The 23,895-nt window shown below is 62.8% G+C and carries 17 protein-coding genes, 2 tRNA genes and 1 pseudogene; 14 read left to right on the top strand and 6 right to left on the bottom strand.

Annotation, left to right across the window (positions count from 1 at the left end):
• Position 1 precedes the first annotated feature (1 nt).
• Positions 2-826 carry a 2,5-didehydrogluconate reductase DkgB gene (gene dkgB / locus JAB4_RS04700; protein WP_070223803.1) on the bottom strand — a complete coding sequence of 275 codons (825 nt, stop codon included), beginning with the start codon at positions 824-826 and terminating at the stop codon, positions 2-4.
• Positions 827-1,012: 186 nt separating this feature from the next.
• Here dkgB and JAB4_RS04695 point away from each other — a divergent pair.
• Positions 1,013-1,088 (top strand) — tRNA-Phe (locus tag JAB4_RS04695).
• A gap of 128 nt (positions 1,089-1,216) precedes the next feature.
• Here JAB4_RS04695 and JAB4_RS04690 read toward each other — a convergent pair.
• On the bottom strand, positions 1,217-1,756 hold the full coding sequence (locus tag JAB4_RS04690; protein ID WP_070223805.1) for a DUF2058 domain-containing protein: 540 nt from the start codon (positions 1,754-1,756) through the stop codon (positions 1,217-1,219).
• Positions 1,757-2,021: 265 nt separating this feature from the next.
• Between JAB4_RS04690 and JAB4_RS04685 the strand changes: the two genes are divergently transcribed.
• The 4 genes from JAB4_RS04685 to JAB4_RS04670 all read left to right on the top strand — a co-directional run bounded on the left by JAB4_RS04685 (position 2,022) and on the right by JAB4_RS04670 (position 7,686).
• On the top strand, positions 2,022-2,327 hold the full coding sequence (locus JAB4_RS04685) for a PsiF family protein (protein ID WP_046682222.1): 306 nt from the start codon (positions 2,022-2,024) through the stop codon (positions 2,325-2,327).
• A 90-nt stretch (positions 2,328-2,417) separates the two neighbouring features.
• Positions 2,418-2,807, top strand: coding sequence for an energy transducer TonB (locus JAB4_RS04680; protein WP_083287464.1), 390 nt, complete (start codon positions 2,418-2,420; stop codon positions 2,805-2,807).
• Between the two features lie 128 nt (positions 2,808-2,935).
• A complete protein-coding gene (locus tag JAB4_RS04675; protein ID WP_070223807.1) occupies positions 2,936-5,206 on the top strand; it encodes an EAL domain-containing protein in 2,271 nt (756 codons plus the stop codon).
• 92 nt (positions 5,207-5,298) lie between these two features.
• Entirely contained in the window at positions 5,299-7,686 is a 2,388-nt protein-coding gene (locus JAB4_RS04670) for a S9 family peptidase (RefSeq protein ID WP_070223809.1), read from the top strand.
• 83 nt (positions 7,687-7,769) lie between these two features.
• Here the strand turns inward: JAB4_RS04670 and JAB4_RS04665 are convergent, their stop codons facing one another.
• Together JAB4_RS04665 and JAB4_RS04660 are read right to left on the bottom strand one after the other, a co-directional pair.
• Entirely contained in the window at positions 7,770-8,729 is a 960-nt protein-coding gene (locus JAB4_RS04665; protein ID WP_121668350.1) for an IS110 family transposase, read from the bottom strand.
• Between the two features lie 288 nt (positions 8,730-9,017).
• Entirely contained in the window at positions 9,018-10,013 is a 996-nt protein-coding gene (locus tag JAB4_RS04660) for a cytochrome-c peroxidase (protein ID WP_070222994.1), read from the bottom strand.
• Positions 10,014-10,221: 208 nt separating this feature from the next.
• Here JAB4_RS04660 and JAB4_RS04655 point away from each other — a divergent pair, with 208 nt between their 5' ends.
• Positions 10,222-10,647 carry a hypothetical protein gene (locus JAB4_RS04655; RefSeq protein ID WP_070222993.1) on the top strand — a complete coding sequence of 142 codons (426 nt, stop codon included), beginning with the start codon at positions 10,222-10,224 and terminating at the stop codon, positions 10,645-10,647.
• 42 nt (positions 10,648-10,689) lie between these two features.
• Here the strand turns inward: JAB4_RS04655 and JAB4_RS04650 are convergent, their stop codons facing one another.
• Positions 10,690-11,460, bottom strand: a complete 771-nt coding sequence (locus tag JAB4_RS04650; RefSeq protein ID WP_227742095.1) for a hypothetical protein — start codon at positions 11,458-11,460, stop codon at positions 10,690-10,692.
• 119 nt (positions 11,461-11,579) lie between these two features.
• Here JAB4_RS04650 and JAB4_RS04645 point away from each other — a divergent pair.
• From JAB4_RS04645 to JAB4_RS04625, 5 genes are all read left to right on the top strand, one after another.
• Positions 11,580-11,655, top strand: a tRNA-Phe gene (locus JAB4_RS04645).
• Between the two features lie 110 nt (positions 11,656-11,765).
• A protein-coding gene (locus JAB4_RS04640) for an IS3 family transposase (protein WP_265334705.1) occupies positions 11,766-12,997 on the top strand; the annotation gives its coding sequence in 2 pieces (ribosomal slippage) (positions 11,766-12,131 and positions 12,134-12,997; 1,230 coding nt in all).
• Positions 12,998-13,513: 516 nt separating this feature from the next.
• Positions 13,514-15,847: a PKD domain-containing protein gene (locus JAB4_RS04635; RefSeq protein WP_139143926.1), complete on the top strand. Its 2,334-nt coding sequence runs from the start codon at positions 13,514-13,516 to the stop codon at positions 15,845-15,847.
• 324 nt (positions 15,848-16,171) lie between these two features.
• Entirely contained in the window at positions 16,172-16,504 is a 333-nt protein-coding gene (locus tag JAB4_RS30895) for a hypothetical protein (RefSeq protein WP_070217656.1), read from the top strand.
• 144 nt (positions 16,505-16,648) lie between these two features.
• Entirely contained in the window at positions 16,649-19,096 is a 2,448-nt protein-coding gene (locus JAB4_RS04625; RefSeq protein WP_071650122.1) for an acyl-CoA dehydrogenase, read from the top strand.
• Here JAB4_RS04625 and JAB4_RS30600 read toward each other — a convergent pair.
• Positions 19,072-20,178, bottom strand: a pseudogene (locus JAB4_RS30600) (TCR/Tet family MFS transporter); the annotation flags it as partial. The gene JAB4_RS04625 and the pseudogene JAB4_RS30600 sit on opposite strands and share 25 nt — an antisense overlap.
• A gap of 105 nt (positions 20,179-20,283) precedes the next feature.
• Between JAB4_RS30600 and JAB4_RS04620 the strand changes: the two are divergent.
• From JAB4_RS04620 to JAB4_RS04610, 3 genes are all read left to right on the top strand, one after another.
• Entirely contained in the window at positions 20,284-20,922 is a 639-nt protein-coding gene (locus JAB4_RS04620) for a TetR/AcrR family transcriptional regulator (protein WP_070217661.1), read from the top strand.
• A 90-nt stretch (positions 20,923-21,012) separates the two neighbouring features.
• Positions 21,013-22,374, top strand: a complete 1,362-nt coding sequence (gene yegQ, locus JAB4_RS04615; RefSeq protein ID WP_070217663.1) for a tRNA 5-hydroxyuridine modification protein YegQ — start codon at positions 21,013-21,015, stop codon at positions 22,372-22,374.
• 183 nt (positions 22,375-22,557) lie between these two features.
• Entirely contained in the window at positions 22,558-23,805 is a 1,248-nt protein-coding gene (locus JAB4_RS04610) for a DUF819 family protein (RefSeq protein WP_070217665.1), read from the top strand.
• The last annotated feature ends 90 nt before the right edge of the window (positions 23,806-23,895 follow it).

Here is a 23,895-nt window from a genome sequence, read left to right as displayed (position 1 = left end):
CTCAATCCCACTGCGGCGCCAGGCCGTCCGGGTTGGCCAGACGCTCGCCCCGTTCCAGGGTGGCCATCTGCGCCATCTCGTCCGGCGACAGGGTGATGCGCTGGAAATGCAGGTTCGCTTCCAGGTTGGCGCGCCTGGTCGACGACGGAATCACGGCAAAGCCCTGCTGCAGCGACCAGCTCAGGGCTACTTGCGCCGGCGTCACGCCGTGTCTGGCTGCAATCGCCATGATGACCGGATCGACGACCACCTTACCGTACGCGAGCGGCATGTAGGCCGTGATGTGGATGCCCTGGCTGCGAGCGAACTCGATGACCTTGCGGTTTTGCAGGAAGGGGTGGATCTCGACCTGCTGCGTGGCGATTTCCGCCGCGCCCACCGTATCGATGGCTTGCCGCAGCTGCGCATTCGTGAAATTCGATACGCCGATGGCCTTGGTCAGCCCTTGCGCCTTGGCCTGCGCCAGCGCCGCCATGTACTCGGCCACGGGAATCGCGTCCTGCGGCGACGGCCAGTGGATCAGCGTCAAATCCAGCTGCTCCAGCTGCAGCTTGTGCAGGCTGTCTTTTAAACTGGGAATCAGCTTGTCGCGCTGCAGATTGTCGATCCAGATCTTGGTGGTGACGAACAACTCGTCGCGCGGGACGGCGCTGGCCGCGATCGCCTGACCCACGTCGGCTTCATTGCCGTAGATTTGCGCCGTGTCGATATGGCGGTAGCCGACGTCGAGGCCCGTGGTGACGGAATCGATGACGACCTGCCCCTGCAGGCGGAAGGTGCCCAGACCGATTTCAGGGATGGCGGTGTGTTGGGTAGTGGCGTGCATGCGGTAATCCTCTCAAGTCAGTAACGATGGCCACACTATGCGCCCATCCTTTGTTGAGAAAAATACCGTTTATATCAAATCATATTTGACCCCTGCGCAAGTAACGGAGTGTAAATCCTGGAAATGCAGGAAAAGTCGCAGCTGGCTCTTGCATTCCCGTTTTGGTCTGCTATAATTCGCCACCTTGGCCTGGTAGCTCAGTCGGTAGAGCAGAGGATTGAAAATCCTTGTGTCGGTGGTTCGATTCCGCCCCGGGCCACCAAGAATTCGTTTCACGTTCAAAAACGCCACCTTCGGGTGGCGTTTTTGTTTGTAGTCCACATAAAAATGGGCCGTTTCCGGCCCGCAGTTACGCCAGTCCGGCACCGTCGGCACCGGGCAATCACCCTCTTACCACATCAAATCATCGGGAATCTGGAACGCCGCGTACGGATCATCCTCGTCCACTTGCGTGCTGGCCTGCTTCACGCGCACGACGATGGCGGGGTCGCGTTCGGCGATCTTGTCGGCGATGATGCGCGGCACCAGCTCCACGGCGCCGCCCAGGCAGACGATCACCAAACGGCCCGCCACCAGGTGGGCTTGCACGGCGGCCGTCACGTAGATGCGCTCGATCTTGTTGTTGAACGTGAAGTTATACGGCACGTCGCCGTTGTTACCCTTGCTCTGGCGGTTCTTTTGCACCATTTGCGCGATCTGCGCCACGATGGCTTTCTGGTTGGCGGCCGCATCGCGCTGGGCGTTCAGTTCGCGCGCGCGTTCCGCGTTCTTGCGCTGGGTCTCAAGCGCGGCCAGGCGCACCTCGTCGACGCTTTGCGTGCCGCTCTTGCGCTCGTCCTTTTTCTGCTTGCTCTTGTCCTGGTTGGCCAATTTGACCTTCTTCTTGTCGACCAGGCCGGCCTTTAAAAACTGCTCTTGCAACGAGACCATAACTACTCCGTATTGAGGGTGCGCCGGCCAAGGCAGCGGCATCGGCCGGTGGAAAGACGCTAGCATAGCAAAAAACGGGGCCGCTGCCGCCGCAACATGGCTGCCCGGGCCAGCCGGCGGGGGCGTAGCGCCGGGCAGTAACAAAAAGACACACTCGAGTGGAAATTTTGTTGATAAATGTCATATAGTTAGTTACGTTCTGCATATCGGCAGTTTCCAGCCGGTTGCATGCCCCCTTCCATCGTTTGCGTCTAAAGGATTTGCCATGAAACAATTAATCGCCCTCTGCATCGCCGCCGCGTTTGCCAGCACCGCCTTTGCCGCCGCACCGGAAGCGGCACCCGTCGCCAAGACGGCGCAACAGTCGAAAATGACCACCTGCAATGCGGATGCCGCCGGCAAGAAAGGCGATGAGCGCAAAACCTTCATGAAGGAATGCCTGAGCGCCAAGCCGGCGCCGGCCATGACGCAGCAAAACAAGATGAAGGCGTGCAATGTCGACGCCAAGGACATGAAGGGCGACGCGCGCAAGGCTTTCATGAAAGAATGTCTGAGCGCACCGAAGAAATAGGCGCCGCTTCGAAGCGCCCGTGTGCGCTTCACCCCACAGCGCCAGCCGACAGGCTGGCTTTTTTTTGCTCCCACCATTTGGAGTTCCCCCTTGCCCTATCGCCTGTCCCCTTTCTCTGCCAGCAGCCTGCTGGCCTCCGCCTGCCTCGCCACCCTCCTGGTCGGCTGTCACACGGTCACGTCGGCTCCCATTTCGGCACCGGCCGTGCGCGTGCCGGCCAGCATGCCGGCCGGCTGCGCGCCGCCAGCCTGGCCCGCGGGCGAGAAACGGCGCGGTGCCCAGGGCCGGGTGACCTTGCACTTCACGGTGCAGGCAGACGGCAAGGTCAGCGAAGCGGCAGTCATCCGCTCCAGTGGCTATCCCGCCCTCGACGAGGCGGCCCGCGATGCGCTGGCCAAGTGCGTCTTCCAGCCCGAAACGCTGGACGGAAAGCCCGTCGCCAGCAAGGTGATCATGCCCTACCAATGGAGCAATGAATGAGGCGGCAACGCTGAACGCCGGCAATCATGACCAATGATCAAGATGACAAGAGGATTGATAGCGCGTAATATTTACTCAGCAGTAATGCACGGCGCGGCGGCAGCTTACCCCAGGGGAAGGATGGCAGCGTGGCGATATCGAGCGATCTCGCGCACTGGCGCGGCCTGGTCTTTACCCGCCTGTTGCAGGTGGTGCTGCTGCTTGGCATCGTCACGGCCATTCCCAGCGCGCTGCTGGCCGCGAGCGAGGCGATCTGGTCCATCGTCGTCCTCGACTTGCTGGCCATCGGCTGGATCGGTCTCATCTGGCATAGTCGCGCCATGCCCTACCGCTGGCGCGTGTGGCAATTCCTCATCGTCGCCTATCTGGTGGGCGTAGGCCTGCTGCTGAAAATCGGTCCCGTCAGCCAGATTTACATGATGCTCATGCCCGTGCTGGCGGCACTGCTGCTGGGCATGCGGCCAGCCTTGTCGACCCTGGTCCTGACCACGCTGACCATCTTTTTCCTCGGCCTGCATCCCGACGTCGCCCTGCGCCTGCCGGGCACGCCCGACTCTCCCGTGCTGCGCGCGCTGATCGTGGCCCTGAACTTCCTGTTTATCGCCGCCGTGCTGACCCTGTCCTGCGCCTTTCTGCTGCGCCACCTGGAAGACAGCAGCCAGGCCTTGTCGCAGCTGAACGCCGAGCTGCGCCTGACGGCCACGGCGCTGGCCCGTCTGAACGACATGGTGATGATCGCCGAAGTGCTGGACGGCCCGCCCGACCCCGGCGCCGGGACGGTATCGGCCACGCGCATCATCTTCGTCAATGACGCCTTCGAACGCAGCAGCGGCTATGCGCGCGCCGAGGTGCTGGGCCGCAGCCTGCTGTTCCAGCAAGGCCCCGCCACCGATGCGGACGAACTGGCGCGCATCGCCGCCGCCATGGCCCGTGCCCAGCCGGCCAGGGCGGAATTGCTGAACTACAACAAGGCGGGCAAGGCGTACTGGGTCGAAGCGGAACTGGTGCCCTTCACGGATGCGGAAGGCAGGCAGACGCACTGGGTGGCCGTCGAGCGGGAAATCGACGAGCGCAAGAAATCGGAAGCGGACATCCACCGCCTGGCCTTCTACGACGTGCTGACGGGCTTGCCCAACCGGCGCCTGCTGATGGACCGCATCGGCCACCTGCTGGCCGCCGCGCCGCGCAACCAGACCATCAGCGCACTGATGTTCATCGACCTCGATCACTTCAAGCACATCAACGACGCGCGCGGCCACGCCACAGGCGACGCGCTGCTGCGCCTGGCGGGCGAACGGCTGGCGCAGCTGATGCGCAAGGCCGACACGGTGGCGCGCATCGGCGGCGACGAATTCGTCGTGCTGCTGGCGCACCTGGCCGATGACCTGGACAGCGCCGCCCGCGCGGCGGCACAGGTGGCCGAGAAAATCCGCGCCGCCATCGCGCGCGACTTCGAGATCGGCGCGCAGTCCTATCATTGCAGCGCCAGCATCGGCGTGACCCTGCTGCCGAAAGCGGGCCAGCAGGCGCACGACCTGCTGCGCGAAGCGGACATCGCCATGTACCGCGCCAAGGCGGAAGGACGCAACGGCATCGCCTTCTTTGAAGCGGCCATGCAGGCGGGCGTGGAGCGCCGCCTGACCCTGGAACGGGCGCTGGCGCGCGCCCTCGACCTGGGGCAATTGTGCATGCACGTGCAGCCGCAGGTCGACCGCCACGGCCGGGTTTCGGGCGCCGAATTGCTGATGCGCTGGTCGCAGGCGGACGGCAGCCATATCGCGCCGGATATCTTCATTCCGATTGCCGAGGAATCTGGGCTGATCGTCAAGCTCGGGCACTGGGCCCTGCGCGAAGCGTGCCGCGCCGCCAGGGTGCTGGCGCAAGCTGGTCAGCCCATCCCCCTGTCCGTCAACGTCAGTCCGGCGCAGTTTCGCCAGCCCGATTTCGCCGCCCGCGTGCAGGCGGCGCTGGCCGAACACGGCACGCTGGCCGGCGCCCTGATCCTGGAATTGACGGAAGGCTTGCTGATCGACCAGCGCGACGCCTCGCTGGCGCGCATGCGCGAACTGGCGGACCTGGGCATCCGCTTTTCCATCGACGATTTCGGCACCGGCTATTCCAGCCTTTCCTACCTGACCTCGATGCCGCTGTACGAACTGAAAATCGACAAGCGCTTCATCGACGACACGCCGCGCGATGCGCGCGACACGGCCATCGTGCAGGCGATCCTGGCCATGGCGCGCCACCTGGGCTTGCGCGTCGTGGCCGAAGGCGTGGAAACGCAGGAGCAGGCCGACTTCCTCGTCGCCCACGATTGCGACGGCTTGCAAGGCTTCCTGTATGCGCGGCCGATGCCGCTTGACGACTTTCCCGGCTGGCTGGCCCGGCATCAAGCTTAGCTTTCCGACATTTCCTGCACGAAACTCCTCCGCTAGAATACCGGCCTCATAGCCTGTACCTTCACCATCCCCCTTGATTAAAGCGATCTCCGATGCGTCTGGTTCTTCCCCTGCTGCCGCTCCTGCTGCTATCTCTGCTGCCCGCCGCCCATGCGGCCCCCTCCCCCGCCGCGCCCACGCCGATCACGCTGGACCAGGCCATGGCCGATCCCGACTGGATCGGCACACCCGTCGAAGCGGCATGGTGGGGCTGGAATGGCCAGCTTTACTACAAACAAAAACGCCTCGGCTCGCCCCTGCGCGACACGTTTCACGTATCGGGCGCGCATGCGAAACTCAATAGCGGCAAGAGGGTCGACGATGCGCAGCTGGCGAACCTCGATGGGCAGCAGATGATCGTCAACCGGGCCGGCACGCGCGCCATCCTGCTGCGCAACGGCGACTTGTTCGAGCGCGACCTGAAAAACGGCGCCTTGATCCAGATCACGCGGGGCGTCACTGCCATCAGCGACCCGCAGTATTCCGCCGACGGCAGCGCCGTGCAGTACCGGAGCGGAACCGACTGGTTCAGCTGGAGCCGCACTGACCGCCTGAGCGCCCCCGTCGCCCTGCTGCGCGCGGCCAAGGACCCGGACGCCAAGCCGGAGGCGGACGCCCTGCGCGAGCTGCAGCTGCGCCTGATCGTCAACCTGGCGCGCCAGAAGGACGACCGCGATGCGAGCCGCGAGCGCCGTCACGAAGAGCGCCGCCTGGACGCCACGCGTGCGCCGGAACCGATCTACCTGGGCGACAAAGTGACCATTTCCGGCAGTGCCCTGTCGCCGGACGGCCGCTGGCTGCTGTTCGTCACGCAAGACAAGGCCGCCGAAAAGGGCAAGCTGGGCAAACTGGCACGCTACGTCACGGAAACGGGCTATCCGGAAGCGGACGACGAGCGCACGCGCGTGGGCCGCAACATGCCGATCGCGCAAAGCCTGAAACTGGCCGACCTGCGCACGGGCCAGGTGCGCGAGATACCGTTCGACAGCCTGCCCGGCATCGCCACCGATCCGCTGGCCTCCCTGCGCGCCGAACAGAAGCTGCCGCCGCTGAAAGGCAACCGTGCCGTGCGCGTCGACGCCCAGCGCGATGGCATCGCCTGGACCGATGACGGTTCCAAAGCGGCCGTGCGCGTGCGCGCCATCGACAACAAGGACGGCTGGCTCGCCACCGTCGACCTGGCCAACGGCACCCTCGTGCCCGCGCACCGCATCAGCGACACGGCCTGGGTCAACCGCCGCGCCGAGCAATTCGGCTGGCTGCCCGACAACGCCACCCTGTGGTATCTGTCCGAGGAAAGCGGCTACGCCCACCTGTACACGAAAACGGGCGCCGCACCCGCGCGCGCCTTGACCAGCGGGCAATGGGAAGTGAGCGCCGTCGAATGGAGCCGCGACGGCAAGACCGCCTATTTTATGTGCAACCCGCAAGCGCCAGGCACGTATGAAGTGTGCGCCAGCACGGCCAGGGATGGCGGCGCGCGCGAAGTCACCAGTTTGAAAGGCGTGGAAAACTTCGGCCTGTCGCCCGATGGCGGCAAGCTGCTGCTGCGCTATTCGACCAGCTATATGCCGGCCCAGCTGGCGACCATTTCCGTCGCAGGCGGCAAGGCGAATATCCTGACCGATACGCGCAGCGACGCCTTCAAGGCCCGCAACTGGGTCATGCCGGAACTGGTGCAAGTGCCATCCACGCATGGCGCGGCGCCCATCTGGGCCAAGCTGTATCGCCCGGCACAGCTGGAAGCGGGCAAGCGCTACCCGATCGTCCTGTTCGCGCACGGTGCCGGCTACCTGCAGAACGTGACCGAGCGCTACCCCGTGTACTTCCGCGAACAGATGTTCCACAACCTGCTGGTGGAGCAGGGTTACATCGTGCTCGACGTCGACTACCGCGCCTCGCTCGGTTACGGCAGCGCCTGGCGCACGGCCATCTACCGCCAGATGGGCCACCCGGAACTGGAAGATTTCATCGATGGCGCCAACTGGCTGGCAGCCCGGCACCAGGGCGATATCAAGAACGTGGGCATCTATGGCGGCAGTTATGGCGGCTTCATGAGCCTGATGGCCCTGATGCGCGCGCCGGAAATCTTCAAGTCTGGCGCCGCCCTGCGTCCCGTGACGGACTGGACCACGTACAACCACGAGTACACGGCCAACATCCTGAACACGCCGGACGTCGATCCGCTCGCGTATCAAATCTCGTCGCCGATCGAATATGCCGACAAGCTGACGGGCAACCTCCTGATCGCCCACGGCATGATCGACGACAACGTGTTTTACCAGGATTCCGTGCGCCTGTCGCAGCGCTTGATCGAGCTCAAAAAGGACAACTGGGAAATGGCCAGCTACCCGATGGAGCGCCACGGCTTCGTGCAGCCGGAAGCGTGGTATGACGAGTACCGCCGCATCTATCAGCTGTTCAATCGTACGTTGAAATAAGCGATATCAACAAAAAATGTCGGATTACGCGGCTGCGCCGCTAATCCGACCTACTCGCTCAGGTGTAGATACTGTTATCCCCGTCAAGCGGCGTGCAAGGCCGGATCAAATATTTTTCCCGACCTGAGCACGCCGAATGCCACGTGCACCAGCTTGCGCATCATGGCGCCAATGATCAGCTTGGGCGCTTTGCCGGCGTCACGCAGGCGCTGACCGAAGCGCTTGCCCCAAGGCGTCTTATGCACTGCCACCATGGCCGGCATGTACAGTGCCTTGCGCAGGAAACTGTGGCCGACCTTCGACATGCGTGGCTTGCCACGCACGCTGGAACCCGACTCGTGCTGGCGCGGATCGAGGCCCGCAAACGCCACCGCCTGCTTGGCGCTGTCGAAGCGCTCAGGATTGGCGTAGTAGGACAGCAGCACGGGAATCGTGCGCTCGCCCAGGCCAGGGATGCTATCGAGCAATTCGCGCTTGCCGCGTAAATCCGGGTCGTCATCGATATGACGGCGGATCGCCAGGATCAGCGCTTTGATCTCGGCGTCGAGCCAGGCAATATGATCCTCGATACCCTGGCGTACCGCCGCGCGCGCCACTTCAAGCCGGTTGCTTTCCTGCTGGCGCATCGCTTGCAAGGCATCCAGGCGCAGCACCAGCGCGCGCAGCGATTGCTCGGCCGGCGATGGCGCCTGCCAGGGCTCTGGCTGGCGTTCATGGGCGAAGTCGGCGATCAGCTGTGCGTCGACCTTGTCGGTCTTGGTGCGCACCAGGCGCGAAGCGCTGAAGGCCTTGATCTGGGCCGGATTGATGACACTGACCACCATGCCAAGTCCAGCGAGATATTCGGCAACCCCTTCCCAATACGTGCCCGTCGCTTCCATGCACACCCTGGGGCTGCCGGCAGCATGCTTCAGCAGCCATGCGTGGAGCGCGGTGAATCCTTGGTGGTTGTTCTCGACAACCTTGTTACGATGCTTGCCGTTGGGCAGGCGCAGCGCGCAGTCGAGCTTGGCCTTGGCAACGTCGATTCCTAAATTAAACATGCTGTGGTCCTCTTGCGATCTACCTTGCAAATGCGGGCTAACCGGCATGCCGGTGCCAAAGATACTGTCCGATCTTGACATGGAGGATGGGTAACTGGTGCGAGATCTACGGAGCTGGCTCGGGGCCTAAGGGCGGATACGGCATCCAGTTACCCGGTCTTGATATGCCTACCAAGATTTTGACAGCGGTCGATACCGTTCGCAATACCACGAACGGCATGAGGGGAATAATACAAGGTCGGATTAGCCCGCAAGGGCGTAATCCGACACCACACCCACCACAAGCACTCAGTCAAACGGCACCGGCCGCGGCGTTATGTCGCTCGATGGCGGCAGGATCGGCAGCACGAGGTGCGGCTGCTTGCCCGTGAGTGTTTTCAGGAAAGCGACGAGTTGCGCGTTTTCATCGGGCGCAAACGTGCGGCCCAGCTGTAAACGGCCCATCACATCGACGGCCTGCGTCAGGGTGGCCGCTTCGCCATCGTGGAAGTAGGGATACGTCAATTCCACGTTGCGCAGGGTCGGCACCTTGAAGTTAAAGCGGTCGGCATCCTTGCCCGTCACGGCCGAGCGCCCTTGCGCCGTCATCGCCGTCTTGTACGGTTCCACCACACCCATCTTCTGGAAAGTATTGCCGCCGACGGCGGGGCCGTTATGGCAGGCGATGCAGCCGCTGGATTTGAACAGCTGGTAGCCGGCCAGTTCGTCTTTCGTCAGCGCGCTTTTCTTGCCCATCAGCCATTGGTCGAAGCGCGAACCGGGCGTCACCAGCACTTCCTCGAAGGCGGCGATGGCGCGCGTGACTTGCTCGATGGTCAATTTATCCTGGCCAAATACTTGCCGGAATTCCGCGCGGTAGGCGGGAATCGAGGCCAGCACGTCGATGGCCAGCTCGTGCGTAAAAGCCATCTCGCCCGGATTGGCGATGGGGCCGCCCGCCTGCTCCTGCAAATCCTTGGCGCGGCCATCCCAGAATTGCGCCACGTTCATGCTGGAATTGAGCACCGTTGGTGAGTTGATGGGTCCGCGCTGCCAGTTGTGGCCGATCGACGTCTTGATGTTATCCGTGCCGCCCATGCTCAGGTTATGGCAGCTATTACAGGAAATAAATCCGGAACGCGACAGCCGCGGATCGAAAAACAGTTTCTTGCCCAGTTCGACCATGGCCGGATTGGCCACCTTGGCGGCCGTGATGGGCTGGATCGGCTCCTTGCTGGCGGCGTGCAGCGTGCCGCTGAAAGCGAGGCTGGCGATGAAGACAAAGGGGGAGAGGGTACGGCGCATAGTCTAACTCCTGGAAGCATTCCCGAATCGGCGGTGCACACCGGCGCGGGAATGCAGCGCGGCGGCCCGGTCGCCACCCGACCATCGCTGATTGGATGTTGATTTATATTAACTTTGACGGCTTGATAATGAAAATGACCGGCGTCAAGGATCGTCCAGCGCGCGAATCGCGCTTGCCATTTGGGCAAGCGTGGCACATGATGAAGGCATGCATACACCTACCTACTCCGCCCTGCGCGCCGCGTGCGCCGCCATCCTGCTGCTGGCCACCAGTGCCTGCCGCAGCGCCCCCGCACAAGATGCGCCGCCCGCGCCCGGCAATGCCGGCTTGCTGGCGCAAATCCAGGCGGAAGTGGGCGCCGCCGCCTGCGATTCCACGCAGCAATGCCAAACCATCGCCATCGGCGCCAAAGCCTGCGGCGGCCCCGAGCGCTACCTGGCCTGGTCCAGCAAGGACAATGACGGCAAAAAACTCAAGGCCTTGGCCCAGGCGCAAGCCGAGGCCAGCCGCAAGCAGCAGCAGGCGGACGGCATGATGTCGACCTGCTCCATCGTCACGGACCCGGGCGCCACCTGCGAGGCGGGACGCTGCGTGCTGCAAAAGAGGGCCATGGGCGGTAACTCGGCGATGTAAAAAAAGCCGCTGGATCAGCGGCTTGCGTGATGCTGCAACACGTCAGGACTGCAGCTGCAAGGTCTTGACGATCTTGCTTTCCACCTTCTCGCCCGCACCCGAGGTGGCATTCTTGCTTTCCTTGCGCAGCAACAATAGATGGTCGCCGCTGACGCCATACTGGCGCGTCTCGTCCGTCTTTTGCGTAAAGCTGACGACGACAAAGGCGCGCCCGCTCACGTCAAAGTGGAAATGGCTGGCCAGCGGCGTGCCGTCGGCGGCGATCCATACCTCGATGCCGCCGTCGAACTTCTTCACATACTTGCGGTCTTTCTCCGGCACCTTGTCGAGCGACAAGGTAAAGCTGAGCAGGCGCGCGGGCTTGCCCTTGTAGCTATCGATCTTTTCCCCGCTGAACACGGCTTCCTCGATCTCGCGCGACAGGGAATCGGCCGCCGACACCATGGAACGCAACTCCGCCGCCTTCATCTCCCCCAGCGCAAAGCCGATCGGCGTCTTGACCTTCGGGTCCTTCACCCTGGCGCGCTGCTCGGCCTCCACTTTCGCCAGCAAATCCTTGCCGTAGAGCACTTGCAAGCCCGCCGGTCCGCCCTCGACAGCCACCGTGGCCTGGCCGCTATCCTCTTCCGCCGCCTTGCCCTCGCCCTCGCGGCGCCAGGTTTTCGATTCCACTTGCGCCTTGATGGGCAGCTGGCCCTGCAAGCGCGCCAGCGCCGCATTCAGATCGGCCAGCCCGTCGGCCCGCGCCGTACCGCAAAACAAACTGAACAAGCCCGCAGCCGCCAGGCCCTGCACTCCAATACGTCGCCGCATCGCCACATCCCTTCAGCTCATACAAGGATGCCAAAACACCATGTTTTGGCCATCTGTTGCATTTGAACACAGCTAGCTCTGGTCATGTGGAAAGTCTTTCTGCTATAATTCGCCGCCTTGGCCTGGTAGCTCAGTCGGTAGAGCAGAGGATTGAAAATCCTTGTGTCGGTGGTTCGATTCCGCCCCGGGCCACCAAGAATTCAGCAGAACATAGCAAAAAGCCAACCTCCGGGTTGGCTTTTTTGTTTACCGTGACCCGTCCTGGAATAAGTTGACACTTTTTCGTTACAGAGAAGGAGTGTCCGATGGAACAAGGGTTTCGACGCAGTCAGCGAGATTACAGCCTGGCTTTTAAATTGAGCGTTGTCGAGCAGGTTGAAAAAGGCGAGATGACGTACAAGCAGGCGCAAACGCGCTACGGAATACAGGGTCGGTCGACAGTTTTGGTATGGTGTCGCAAACACGGCCTGCAGGATTGGACGCATCCCAGGGGCCGAAGCGAACGGAGAGCGACCATGACAGACACACCAGCCAGGCCACTGACGCCAGAGCAGCGCATCAAGGAGCTGGAGCGTCAGCTCAAGGAAGAAAAACAGAAATCCGCGCTGTTCGAGGCGGTTCTCGACGTCCTGCGTGACGAATACGGGGTGCCGGTAAAAAAGCCTTTGGGCAGGTCATCGCGCGCAAGCAAGTCGAAGGATTAAGCGTCGAACGGGCCTGCCGCTGTGTCGGCATCAGCCGCCAAGCGTATTACCAGCGCCGTCAGCGCGAGCGACATTGCCTGGACAGGGCGCAAACTGTCGTCAAGCTGGTGCAGCCGATACGCCTGCGCCAGCCACGCATCGGCACGCGCAAGCTGCACAGCATGCTCGGTGCAGCCTTTTCCGGTGCAAAAATCAAATTGGGACGCGATGGACTCTTTGATATCTTGCGCCAGGAGCGGCTGCTGGTGCAACCACAGCGGGCCTATCATAAGACCACGAATAGCCATCACCGCTTCCGGCGCCATCCCAATTTACTCAGGGAGGGGCCGGGACAAGTGCTCGCCACGCGGCCGGAGCAGGTGTGGGTAGCCGATATCACGTATCTCCCGACCGCCGGAAAATTCGTCTATCTGAGCTTGGTAACGGATGCGTATTCGCGCAAGATCGTGGGCTATCACGTGCACGCAAGCCTGCAAACCGAAGAGGTCAGCGAGGCCTTGAAGATGGCCCTGCGAGCACGACAGCGCAAGACGCCGCTGATCCATCATTCAGACAGGGGCATCCAGTACTGCTCGACTTACTATCAAGAAATTCATCGTCGTCATGGACTGACTTGCTCCATGACCGACGGCTACGACTGCTATCAGAATGCGCTGGCCGAACGTATCAACGGCATTCTGAAAGGCGAGTTCTTGCTGAATCGACCTGCAGACCTGAAACAGGCGAGCAAAATGGTGGCGCAATCGGTGCGGATATACAACCAGGAACGACCACATACGGCCTTGAAGTACAAAACGCCCGATGCGGTGCATCGGGCGTTTGTGCAGCAATAAATACTGTCAACCTATTTTAGGACTGGACACCGGCTCAAAAGTCTTTGCCCCGGTCCATCCATGGTGTCCGGTAGGCCAGCATACTTCGGACGGCTCTTCTCCTTGCTCGCGTTTATTTGCTCCGCCATACAAACGTGTCGACTTAAAGCTCATTCACGCCACGCCTTCCGTCGCCGCGGAGGACGACCGCCTCAAATCAGAGTGCAGGCTTATTCGGTACTTGGCACCCATTCAGCACTACATAGCAAAAAGCCAGCCTTCGGCTTGGCTTTTTTTTCAGCGTTGCTCGCTCTCGCTACAGCCTCATCGCCAGTCACGCAGCGTTACGCACAGCGATAGCTTGCCCAACGCTCTGGCGGGGCACGCCTTCGTCAAATTCATCGGCTGGATTTGAAACAAGCAATATTGCTCAAAAGATATATAATTTACATCAGCAGCCTGACTCTGGCCACACCAGGCCATTTCAGTACGACGCAAGCACAGGCATCACTTAAAAATTAGAAATGGATAGATTCAATGAAGATACTGGCAACTGTACTTAGTTCGTGCATGCTCGTTGCATGCGGTGGCGGTGGTGGCTCGTCACCTGTTCCTGTCACCCCAACAAGTCTAACAGTCAACGGCACTGCCGCAACGGGGAAGGCCATTGCTGGCGCCACTATTACTGCCAAATGCCAGACAGGCACCGGCAACGCCACGACGCTGGCTGACGGCAGCTACAGCCTTGCCGTAGCCGGCGGCAACCTACCGTGCCTGCTCCAGATCACCGATCCGGCGGATGGCTCAAAATTACACACGCTCGTGCTGGGAAACGGCAGCGCCGCCACTGCCAACATAACGCCACTAACCGAAATGCTGACGGCGCGGGTACTGGGGAGCGAACCGACGGTCTTCTTTGCCGCGTTTGACGCCACGATTGCCAACAACAAGGTCACTCCCACTGCAGTGAAGGCAGCGCAGGCTGATGTGGGGACGGTACTCAACGGTGTCGTCGACACGAGCCCCCTCGTTGATTTCCTTGCCACGCCATTGAAAGCCGCGACACAGGGCAACCCGGCCGGCGGCGATGCGCAGGACAGGCTTCTGGATGCGCTCAGAGTAAAAATCAACGCCGCCCGGCTCACCCAGGTCGTCACCGCGCTGGCCAAGATCACCAATACAGACGCCATCAAGCAAATCATCGCCGATATTGCTGCCGTCCCCCCTGTCGCCCAGGCGGGACCGCTACAAAGCGTGGTGACGGGGACTGTCGTCACGCTCGATGGCAGCGCCAGTTCGGCCGATGCCGGCCGTACGCTCAGCTATGCATGGACCCTGCAATCCAGACCGGCAGGCAGTACGGCAAGCTTGTCGTCGCCGACCTCCGTCAGACCCACTTTTACGGCGGATGTGGCCGGCACCTATGTTGCCAGCGTCATCGTCAACGACGGCAAGGTCAGCAGCAACGCGGCAGCGGTCAGTATTACGGCCAGTGTAGCCAATGCGGCGCCGGTGGCGAACGCAGGCTACGCGCAAAATGTTTTGTCCGGCAGCGTGGTGGAACTCGATGGCAGCGCCAGTTCGGACGCCAATGGCGATGTCTTGACTTTTGCCTGGGAGCTGACGACAAAACCGGCGAACAGCAAGGCCTCCTTGTCTTCCGCCAGCTCGGCCAAGAGCACCTTTACCGCCGATACCACCGGTTTGTATGTAGCTAAACTCATCGTCAACGATGGCAAGGCGAGCAGTGCGGACGCAACTGTTACTGTCACCGCCAGCGCCGTCGACAACTCCGGCCCCAACGTGTCGGCCATCACTGTCACCCCCGCCATCATTGACGTCTCGCAGACAAGTCAACAGGTGACGGCCACCGTCAGCGTGACAGATGCCACCGGCGTCAATCTCAACGCCCTGCCCGCCCCCCATTGGTACAACGTCGCCGACATCGGCGGCACCCGCATCAACAGCCAATGGAAACTGGCGTCCGGCGACGCGAAGCATGCCACCTTCAGTTCGACGGTGACGATCCCCGCAGGCGCCAAAGCAGGCGAATGGCTGGTCGGCTCGCTCGCCTTCCGTGACGTATTAGACTATACGAGTACAAATGGCGGCTACAGCCAGGGTTTCACCGTGCAAAGTAATGAACTCAGCGACACATCGGGTCCCACCGTGTCAGCCATCACCGTCAATCCCACCACCGTTGATGTCTCCCAGACAAGTCAACTGGTGACGACCACCGTCACCGTGACAGATGCCACCGGGATCAATCTCAACGCCCTGCCCAATCCCTATTGGTACAACAGCGCCGATATCGGCGGCACCCGCATCGACAGCAAATGGGTGCTGGCATCCGGCGACGCGAAGCATGCTACGTTCAGTTCAACGGTGACGATACCCGCAGGCGCCAAAGCCGGCTCCTGGACGGTTGGCTGGACAGCGTTCCGTGACACATTAGGATATACGAGTACAAATGGCGGCTATAGCCAGGGTTTCACCGTGCAAAGCAATGGGCTCAGCGACACGTCAGGGCCCGCCGTTTCTGCCATCACTGTCACCCCCGCCATCGTTGACGTCTCGCAGACAAGTCAACTGGTGACGACCGCCGTCACCGTGACAGATGCCACCGGGATCAATCTCAACGCCCTGCCCAATCCCTATTGGTACAACAGCGCCGATATCGGCGGCACCCGCATCGACAGCAAATGGGGGCTGGCATCCGGCGACGCGAAGCATGCTACTTTCAGTTCAACGGTGACGATACCCGCAGGCGCCAAAGCCGGCTCCTGGACGGTTGGCTGGACAGCGTTCCGTGACACATTAGGATATACAAGTACGAATGGTGGCTACGACAAAAGTTTCACCGTTAAATAAGCGCGCCAGGCAGCACCAGACGGTCAATCAGGGAGCTGCCAGCCCGCTCTGAACATCCTCAGCCAACCTCCGGGTTGGCTTTTTTGTTTGCCTTGCACAAAACCTCCACCCCACCCCGCCGCTATGTACGCAAACGAACGGACTGCAGCCGCCCAAGAGCCCATGCTGCAGGCAGACCATCACTTTCCCTCCCGCCGCCAGCGCCCTGCGCGACACGGCTGATGGGTCGGCTGGTCAGCTCTCCCGCCACACCGCCATGCGAAACTCGCGCCCGACGCCGTCGAGCCGTTCCGTACATTACGGCTCACTGCCAAAGGATGCATCATGAAACCTACCCTGATATTGCTCGCGCTCGCCTCTACCCTCGCCCTGACCGCTTGCCAGCGCGAAGCGCCACCCGCACCGACCGTCGTCCAAGTCGTTCCCGGCCCTGCCGGCGCGCCTGGTCCTGCCGGCGCCACGGGCGCCAAGGGCGCTGAAGCCCCTGCCGGCGCGACCGGTGCCACCGGCGCCACGGGCCAGACCGGCGACAGCGGTGCCGCCGGATACGATGGCGCCAAGGGCGCTACCGGTGCGCAAGGCAACGATGGCGCCAAGGGCGACGACGGTGCCAAGGGCAAGACGGGCGATACGGTGATTGTCGTTCCGCAACGCTAATACCGTTAGCGCCGGCTATCGGCGACAACTTTGTTCAGCTACAACGCCAACCCTTGCGGTTGGCGTTGCTGCGTATGCGCTGTACCGCACAGTAACGTCGGCCGCATCGGCCTACCCTGTTCCTATTACACAGGGAGATATCGCATGCTGACGCTCATATTGCTGGTGGCCCTGCTGGGCCTGGTTCTACTGTTCGCGCTGGGCCCCGTGCGCCGCGCCCTGATTACTCCACACTTGCTGGCGCTGTTCAAGCGCATCCTGCCGACCATGTCCGACACGGAACGCGACGCGCTCGAAGCGGGCACCACGTGGTGGGATGCCGAGCTATTTTCCGGCCGGCCCGACTGGAAAAAATTGCTGGGCTATGGCCGCGCCACGCTCAGCGCCGAAGAGCGCCATTTTCTTGACCATGACGTCGAGCGCTTGTGCGAACTGGTCGACGACTGGGAAACCCAACAGGCGCAGGATTTGCCACCGCAAGCCTGGGCCTACATGAAAAGCCAGGGTTTCCTCGGCATGATCATTCCCAAGCAATACGGCGGCAAACAGTTCTCCGCCTACATGCATTCGCAAGTGGTGATGAAACTGTCGAGCCGCTGCTCGGCGCTGGTCGTGACCGTGATGGTGCCCAATTCGCTGGGACCGGCCGAGTTGCTGTTGCACTACGGCACTGAGGAACAGAAAAACCATTACTTGCCGCGATTGGCTGCCGGCACCGAGATTCCCTGCTTTGCCCTGACCAGCCCGTATGCGGGCTCCGACGCGGCCGCCATCCCCGACCTGGGCGTCGTGTGCATGGGCAGGCATGAGGGGAGAGCTACCCTGGGTTTCCGCCTCACCTGGAACAAGCGCTACATCACCCTGGCGCCCGTGGCGACCTTGCTGGGGCTGGCATTCCAGACCAGCGATCCCGACCACTTGCTGTCCGACAACGACGCGCCCGGCATCACCTGCGCCCTGATTCCCGCCCGCCACGACGGCGTGGTGATCGGCCGGCGCCACCATCCCTTGAACGCCGCCTTCCAGAACGGCCCCACGTCCGGCAACGATGTCTTCATTCCCATCGACTGGGTCATCGGCGGCCAGGCGCAAGTGGGCAAAGGATGGCGCATGCTGATGGAATGCCTGGCGGCCGGACGCGCCATCTCGCTGCCCTCGTCCAGCGTGGGCATGGGCAAGATGGCCGTGCGCGGCACCGGTGCGTATGCGGCCGTGCGGCGCCAGTTCAACATGCCCATCGGCAAGTTCGAAGGGGTGCAGGAAGCGCTGGCCCGCATGGGCGCCAACCTGTACCTGATGGATGCGGCCCGCACTCTGGCCGCGCACGCCGTCGACCTGGGCGAGAAGCCGGCCGTCATTTCCGCCATCGTCAAATACCATGTGACGGAACGGGGCCGCGCGCTCGTCAACGACGGCATGGACATTCTCGGCGGCAAGGGCATCTGCGTGGGTCCGAACAATTTCCTCGCCAGCGCCTACCAGCAAATCCCCATCGCGATCACCGTCGAAGGGGCCAACATCCTCACGCGCAGCCTGATCATCTTCGGCCAGGGCGCCATCCGCGCGCATCCGTATGTACTGAGGGAAATGGCCGCCGTCAACGAAAGCGACGGCCGCAAGGCCTTGCGCGATTTCGACGCGGCCTTCTTCGGCCATGTGGGCTTTGTGCTGGGCAACGTGGCCAGGGGCTTGTGGTACGGACTGGGCGGCGCGCGCCTGGCGCCCGTGCCCGACGCCGGCGCCCCGGCACTGGCGCCCTACTACCGCGCCCTGACGCGGCTGTCGACGGCGTTTGCCGTCATGACGGATATGTCGATGTTCGTGCTTGGTGGCGAACTCAAGCGCCGCGAGCGGCTGTCCGCCAGATTGGGCGACGTGCTGGCGCAACTGTACCTGGCTTCTTCAGTGCTGAAGCGCTACGAGGACGATGGCCGGCCCGAGGCCGACCTGCCCTACGTGCACTGGTCGCTGCAGGATGCGCTGGTCAAGGCGCAGCAGGGCTTGACGGGCGTGCTCGACAATTTCCCCGCGCGCGTGCTGGCCGTGCTGCTGCGCACCTTGCTGTTCCCGTTCGGCCTGCCCCACCGCCCGCCGTCCGACGAGCTGGGCAGCGAAGTGGCGCTGGCCCTGCAAACACCGGGCGCGGACCGCGAACGCCTGCTGGCCGACGGCCATGTCGCCAGCGAGGGCAACGATCCCGTCGCCTGCGCCGAGCGGGCGCTGGCCCTGCTGCCCGAGGTTTTGCACATCGAAAAACGCCTGAAGGACACGCCCGAAGGCGCGGCCCTGCGGCACCTGCCGCAAAGCCTGTCCGCCATGCAGCCGTGGCTGGCAGCGGCCAAGGCCACAGGCAACGTCAATTGCCAGGAGCACAATAGCTTGCTGGAATATGCACGCCTGGTCGATGGTTTGATCCAGGTCGACGATTTTGCGCCCGCCGCAGCGCACGAAACGCCGGACGCCTATCCCCGCGATGACGCCGGCGTGGTCGAGGCCAACGACAAGCCCAGCACGAGCGGCACCAGTGCCGCATACACGACGATCACCGACAACCAGACGGCGCCGGGCCAGTACGCCCTGACGCCAAAATAAATGCTGGAAAATACCAGCGGGCACAGCACGGATGCCAGGCTCACGGACGAGGCCAGCACGCCCTGAAACTGGCCTTGCCTGTCCTCGGCAACTTGCCGCGTGGCCAACGACTGCAGGGCCGGCGCGCCGATGCCGCCCAGGGCAAACACGGGCATGATGGCGAAGATCATCCAGCTGCGGGTGGCGAAGGCCATGACGACCAGCGCGACGCAGGCGCAGGCCACGCCCCCCAGGATGGTGGCGCGTTCGCCCAGCAGCTTCACGGCCGGGCCGGGCAGAAAAGCCTGGGCCAGCGCCTGGCACACGCCAAACGCGCCCAGCGACAGGCCGATCCACAGCCCGTTCCATTCGAACGCATCGTGGCCCCACAGCGCCCAGCACACGCCATACACCTCGCCCGCCGCGCTGAAGGTAAAGAAGATGGCGGTGATCGGCAGCAAGCTTTTCTGCGATAACACCCAGCGCAGCGGGCGCAATGGATTCAATGCCAGCAGGTCGATTTTTTCGCCCGTGGGCCGACGTGATTCTGGCAACGTCAGCAACGCCAGCAGCAGGTTGCCGGCATTCAAGATGGCCGCCGTCATGAACGGCAAGCGCAGCCCGTAATCGCCCAGCGCGCCGCCGAGCACGGGGCCAATGATGAAGCCGGCGCCGAACATGGCGTTGAGCAAGCCGAAACGGCGCGCCCGCGTTTCCTCGGGAGAAATATCGGTGATGTAGGCCGTGGCCACGGACACATTGGCGCTCGTCAAGCCCGCAATGGCGCGCCCCAGCAGCAGCATCCACAGGCTGGGCGCAAACGCGAGGAACAGGTAATTGACGGCCGCGCCCGCCAGCGAAAGCAGCAGCACGGGGCGCCGCCCCAGGCGGTCGCTCAGCGCGCCCAGCACGGGCGCAAAGATGAACTGCATCAACGCATACAGGGCCGTCATGATGCCGATATACGCCGCCACGTTATCGGCATGCGTGACGTCGCGCAGCAGCGCGGGCAAGATGGGGAAGACCAGGCCGATGCCGACGGCGTCGAGCACGACCGTGGCAAAGATGACAGGCAGCGCTGTCGCCGGAACGACTATTTTCATATACTCAATCTAAATATGTACTCAGTATATAAATAGTACGCCCAGCCTGGCTACACCATCAAGCCTTATCTGTACTCAGTACACTTCGTGTATGATCGGGGCAACATGACGATTCCTTCCGACCTCCGCTCCCGCAAACGCCTTGCCACCCGGCAAGCCATCTCGAATGCCGCCACGCGCTTGTTTTTCGTGCGCGGCTTCGAGCAGGTGACGGTGGACGAGATCGCGGCGGCTGCCAGCGTGGGACGCATGACGGTGTTCAACCACTTCCCCCGCAAGGAAGACATGTTCTTCGACCGCGAGGAAGAGGGACGCGAGCTGCTGCGCGCCGCCTTGCGCCAGCGCGATCCCATGGTGCCTCCCATCGAAACGCTGCGCCTGCTGGCGCACCGGCTGGTACGGGAAGACAGTCCCTACGTCACGTTTTCCGCCGCCGGCCAGGGTTTTATCGCCACCATCGAGGCCAGCGAGACCCTGAAAGCGCGGGCGCGGGCGATCCGCGACGAGTTGGCGCAAGTGGTGGCAACGGCGCTGACCGACAGCACGGGGCGCGACGCGCACGATCCCCAGGCCCGGCTGGCGGCCAGCCTGCTGCTGGCCACCTGGAGCACGGCCCTGATCGAAGCGCACCGCGCCTTCGCGCGGCATGGCGACGCGCAGCTGGCCAAGACCTGCTTTCTGTCCTTGGTGGACCAGGGGCATGTCGGCCTGAAGGCAGCGTTGGCGGGCACGCCTTACGTCTGACGTTGCCGGGCATCGGATGTCAATCCCTTGACCCAAGGCAAGGCAATCTGGCGCCAGCCCGCCTACAATCGCCGGCTTTGCCCCTCGCCCATGCGCCACGCTCCCGAACTCCTCCTGCCTGCCGGCTCCCTGGCCAAGATGCATGCCGCCTTCGACTATGGCGCCGACGCCGTCTACGCGGGCCAGCCGCGCTACAGCTTACGCGTGCGCAATAACGATTTTTCGACCTTGCAAGCCTTGCAGGAGGGCATTGATGGCGCGCATGCGCGGGGCAAGCAGTTCTTTGTCGCCAGCAATATCTTCGCCCACAACGCCAAGCTGAAGACGTATTTGCGCGACATGGAACCGGTGATCGCCATGCGCCCCGACGCCCTGATCATGGCCGATCCCGGCCTGATCATGATGGTGCGCGACAAGTGGCCGGAGATTCCCGTGCACTTATCGGTGCAGGCAAATGCCGTCAACTGGGCCGACGTGAAGTTCTGGCACCGCATGGGACTGACCCGCGTGATCCTGTCGCGCGAACTGTCGCTCGACGAGATCGAGGAAATCCGCCAGCGCTGCCCGGAAATGGAACTCGAGGTGTTCGTGCACGGCGCCCTGTGCATCGCCTATTCGGGCCGCTGCCTGCTGTCCGGCTATTTCAACCACCGCGACCCGAACCAGGGCACATGCACGAATTCCTGCCGCTGGGATTACAAGGTGAAAAATGCCGCCGAAGACGCCAGCGGCGACCTGGGCGGCATGCAGGTGGTGCCGCTGGAATTTCACCAGGCGCTGGCCGAGGCGGACAACAATGCCTTTTCCGCCCTGCACCAGCAGCCGCGCCACCCGCTGGCCGACCAGCCCTACTTCATCGAAGAAGCGCAGCGGCCGGGCCAGCTGATGCCGATACTCGAAGATGAGCACGGCACCTACATCATGAATTCGAAGGACTTGCGCGCCGTCGAGCATATCGAACGTCTGGTCAAGATCGGCGTCGATTCGCTGAAGGTCGAAGGCCGCACCAAGTCGCTGTACTACGCGGCGCGCACGGCGCAAGTCTACCGCCAGGCCATCGACGACGCTGTGGCGGGCCGCCCCTTCGACATCAGCCTGCTGGGCCAGCTGCAAGGCCTGGCCAACCGCGGCTACACGGACGGTTTTTACCAGCGCCACCATACGCAAACGCACCAGAACTATATGCGCGGCGCTTCCGAGGCGGACCGCAGCCAATATGTGGGCGACGTGCTGGACGTGACGGATGGCTGGGCCAGGGTGGACGTGAAAAACCGCTTTGCCGTGGGCGACCGCATCGAAGCCCTGCATCCGGGCGGCAACCACGACTTCACCATTACCCGCATGCTGGCCGACGACGGCAGCGAAATCCAGGTGGCGCCCGGCAGCGGCCACTTCGTGCGCATCGAACTCGACGGAGCGCTGAACAAGGCCTTGCTGGCGCGCTATTTGTAACCGCCAGTCTGGCGCGCGCGGTGGCGAGCAGTTTACAAGTGTTTGATTTGACAAGAAAAAATCTGCAGACCACCGCTTAAACAATTTGTTTAAGCTTCAACATTGCTATACGATACGGCCACCCTGCGCCCGGGGCCGTTATCGGCATCCGGTGCGTCCCTGACACGTTCACCGGAATCCCCGATGCCACCTGCCACCTCTGCCCTGATCACCAATGACGCCGTCGTCCTCGGCCTGCTCGCCATCACCCTGGGGGCCGTCTTCTGGACCGCCTCGCGCGCGGACGGCTTCTGGAAAAAGTTTTACACGTATATCCCTTCCTTGCTGATGTGCTATCTGATCCCGGCGCTGCTCAACACCTTCGGCATCATCGACGGCAACGCCTCCGGCCTGTACGCCGTGGCGCGCGACTACCTGCTGCCCAGCGCGCTGGTGCTGCTGTGCGTGGCCATCGATTTCGGCGGCATTATCCGCCTCGGTCCCAAGGCCATCATCATGTTCCTCACGGGAACGCTGGGCGTCATGCTGGGCGCGCTCGTCTCGTTCGAGGCCCTGCGGCTGATCCACCCGGAAACGGTGGCGGGCGACACGTGGCGCGGCATGACGACTGTCGCCGGCTCGTGGATAGGCGGCGGCGCCAACCAGGCGGCCATGAAGGAAGTATTTGAAGTGGACGCCACCCTGTTTGGCCAGTTCGTCGCCGTCGATGTGCTGGTGGCCAACGTCTGGACGGCCGTGCTGCTGTTCCTGGCCGGCCGTGCGGGCGCCTTCGACCGCTGGACGGGCGCGGATCTGTCCGCCATCAACGCGCTCAAGGACAGCATCGAAAGCTACCGGGACCAGCATGCGCGCGTCGCCAATCTGACCGACATCATGATCATCCTCGGCGTGGGCCTGGGTGTGACGGGCCTGTCGCATTTCCTGGCCGGCCCCATCATCAGCTGGATCACCACCCTGCCGGCAGAATGGCGCCTGCAGGATTACAGCCTGACGTCGAACTTCTTCTGGATCGTCGTGCTCGCCACCACCTTCGGCCTGCTGCTGAGTTTTACCCGGGCGCGCAGCCTGGAAGGCGCGGGCGCCTCGACCATCGGCTCGTCCATGCTGTACGTGCTGGTGGCCACCATCGGCATGCACATGGACTTGAAAGCCCTGTTCGACAAGCCTTTCCTGTTCCTGTTGGGCCTGATCTGGATCGCCGTGCATGGCGGCCTGATGCTGCTCGTCGCCAAGCTGATCCGCGCGCCGCTGTTCTTCATGGCTGTCGGATCGCAGGCGAACATCGGCGGCGCCGCCTCGGCCCCCGTCATCGCCAGCGCCTTCCACCCGGCCCTGGCGCCCGTGGGCGTCCTGCTGGCCGTGCTCGGCTATGCGCTGGGCACCTATGGCGCCTACATCACGGGCTTGATCCTGCGCAGCATGGCGGGGTGATGCCCACCCGGCTTGAGCAGCCAAACTTGCCACGACAACGCCAGCCTTCGGGCTGGCGTTGTCGTTTACTGCTCGCATCGGCCGCAGTGT

The organism is Janthinobacterium sp. HH102 (assembly GCF_001758625.2).
In the GTDB taxonomy this organism is placed as follows: Bacteria; Pseudomonadota; Gammaproteobacteria; order Burkholderiales; family Burkholderiaceae_D; genus Janthinobacterium.
The sequence above is the reverse complement of the archived record's forward strand: the minus strand, read 5'-3'. Positions and strand labels throughout refer to the sequence as shown.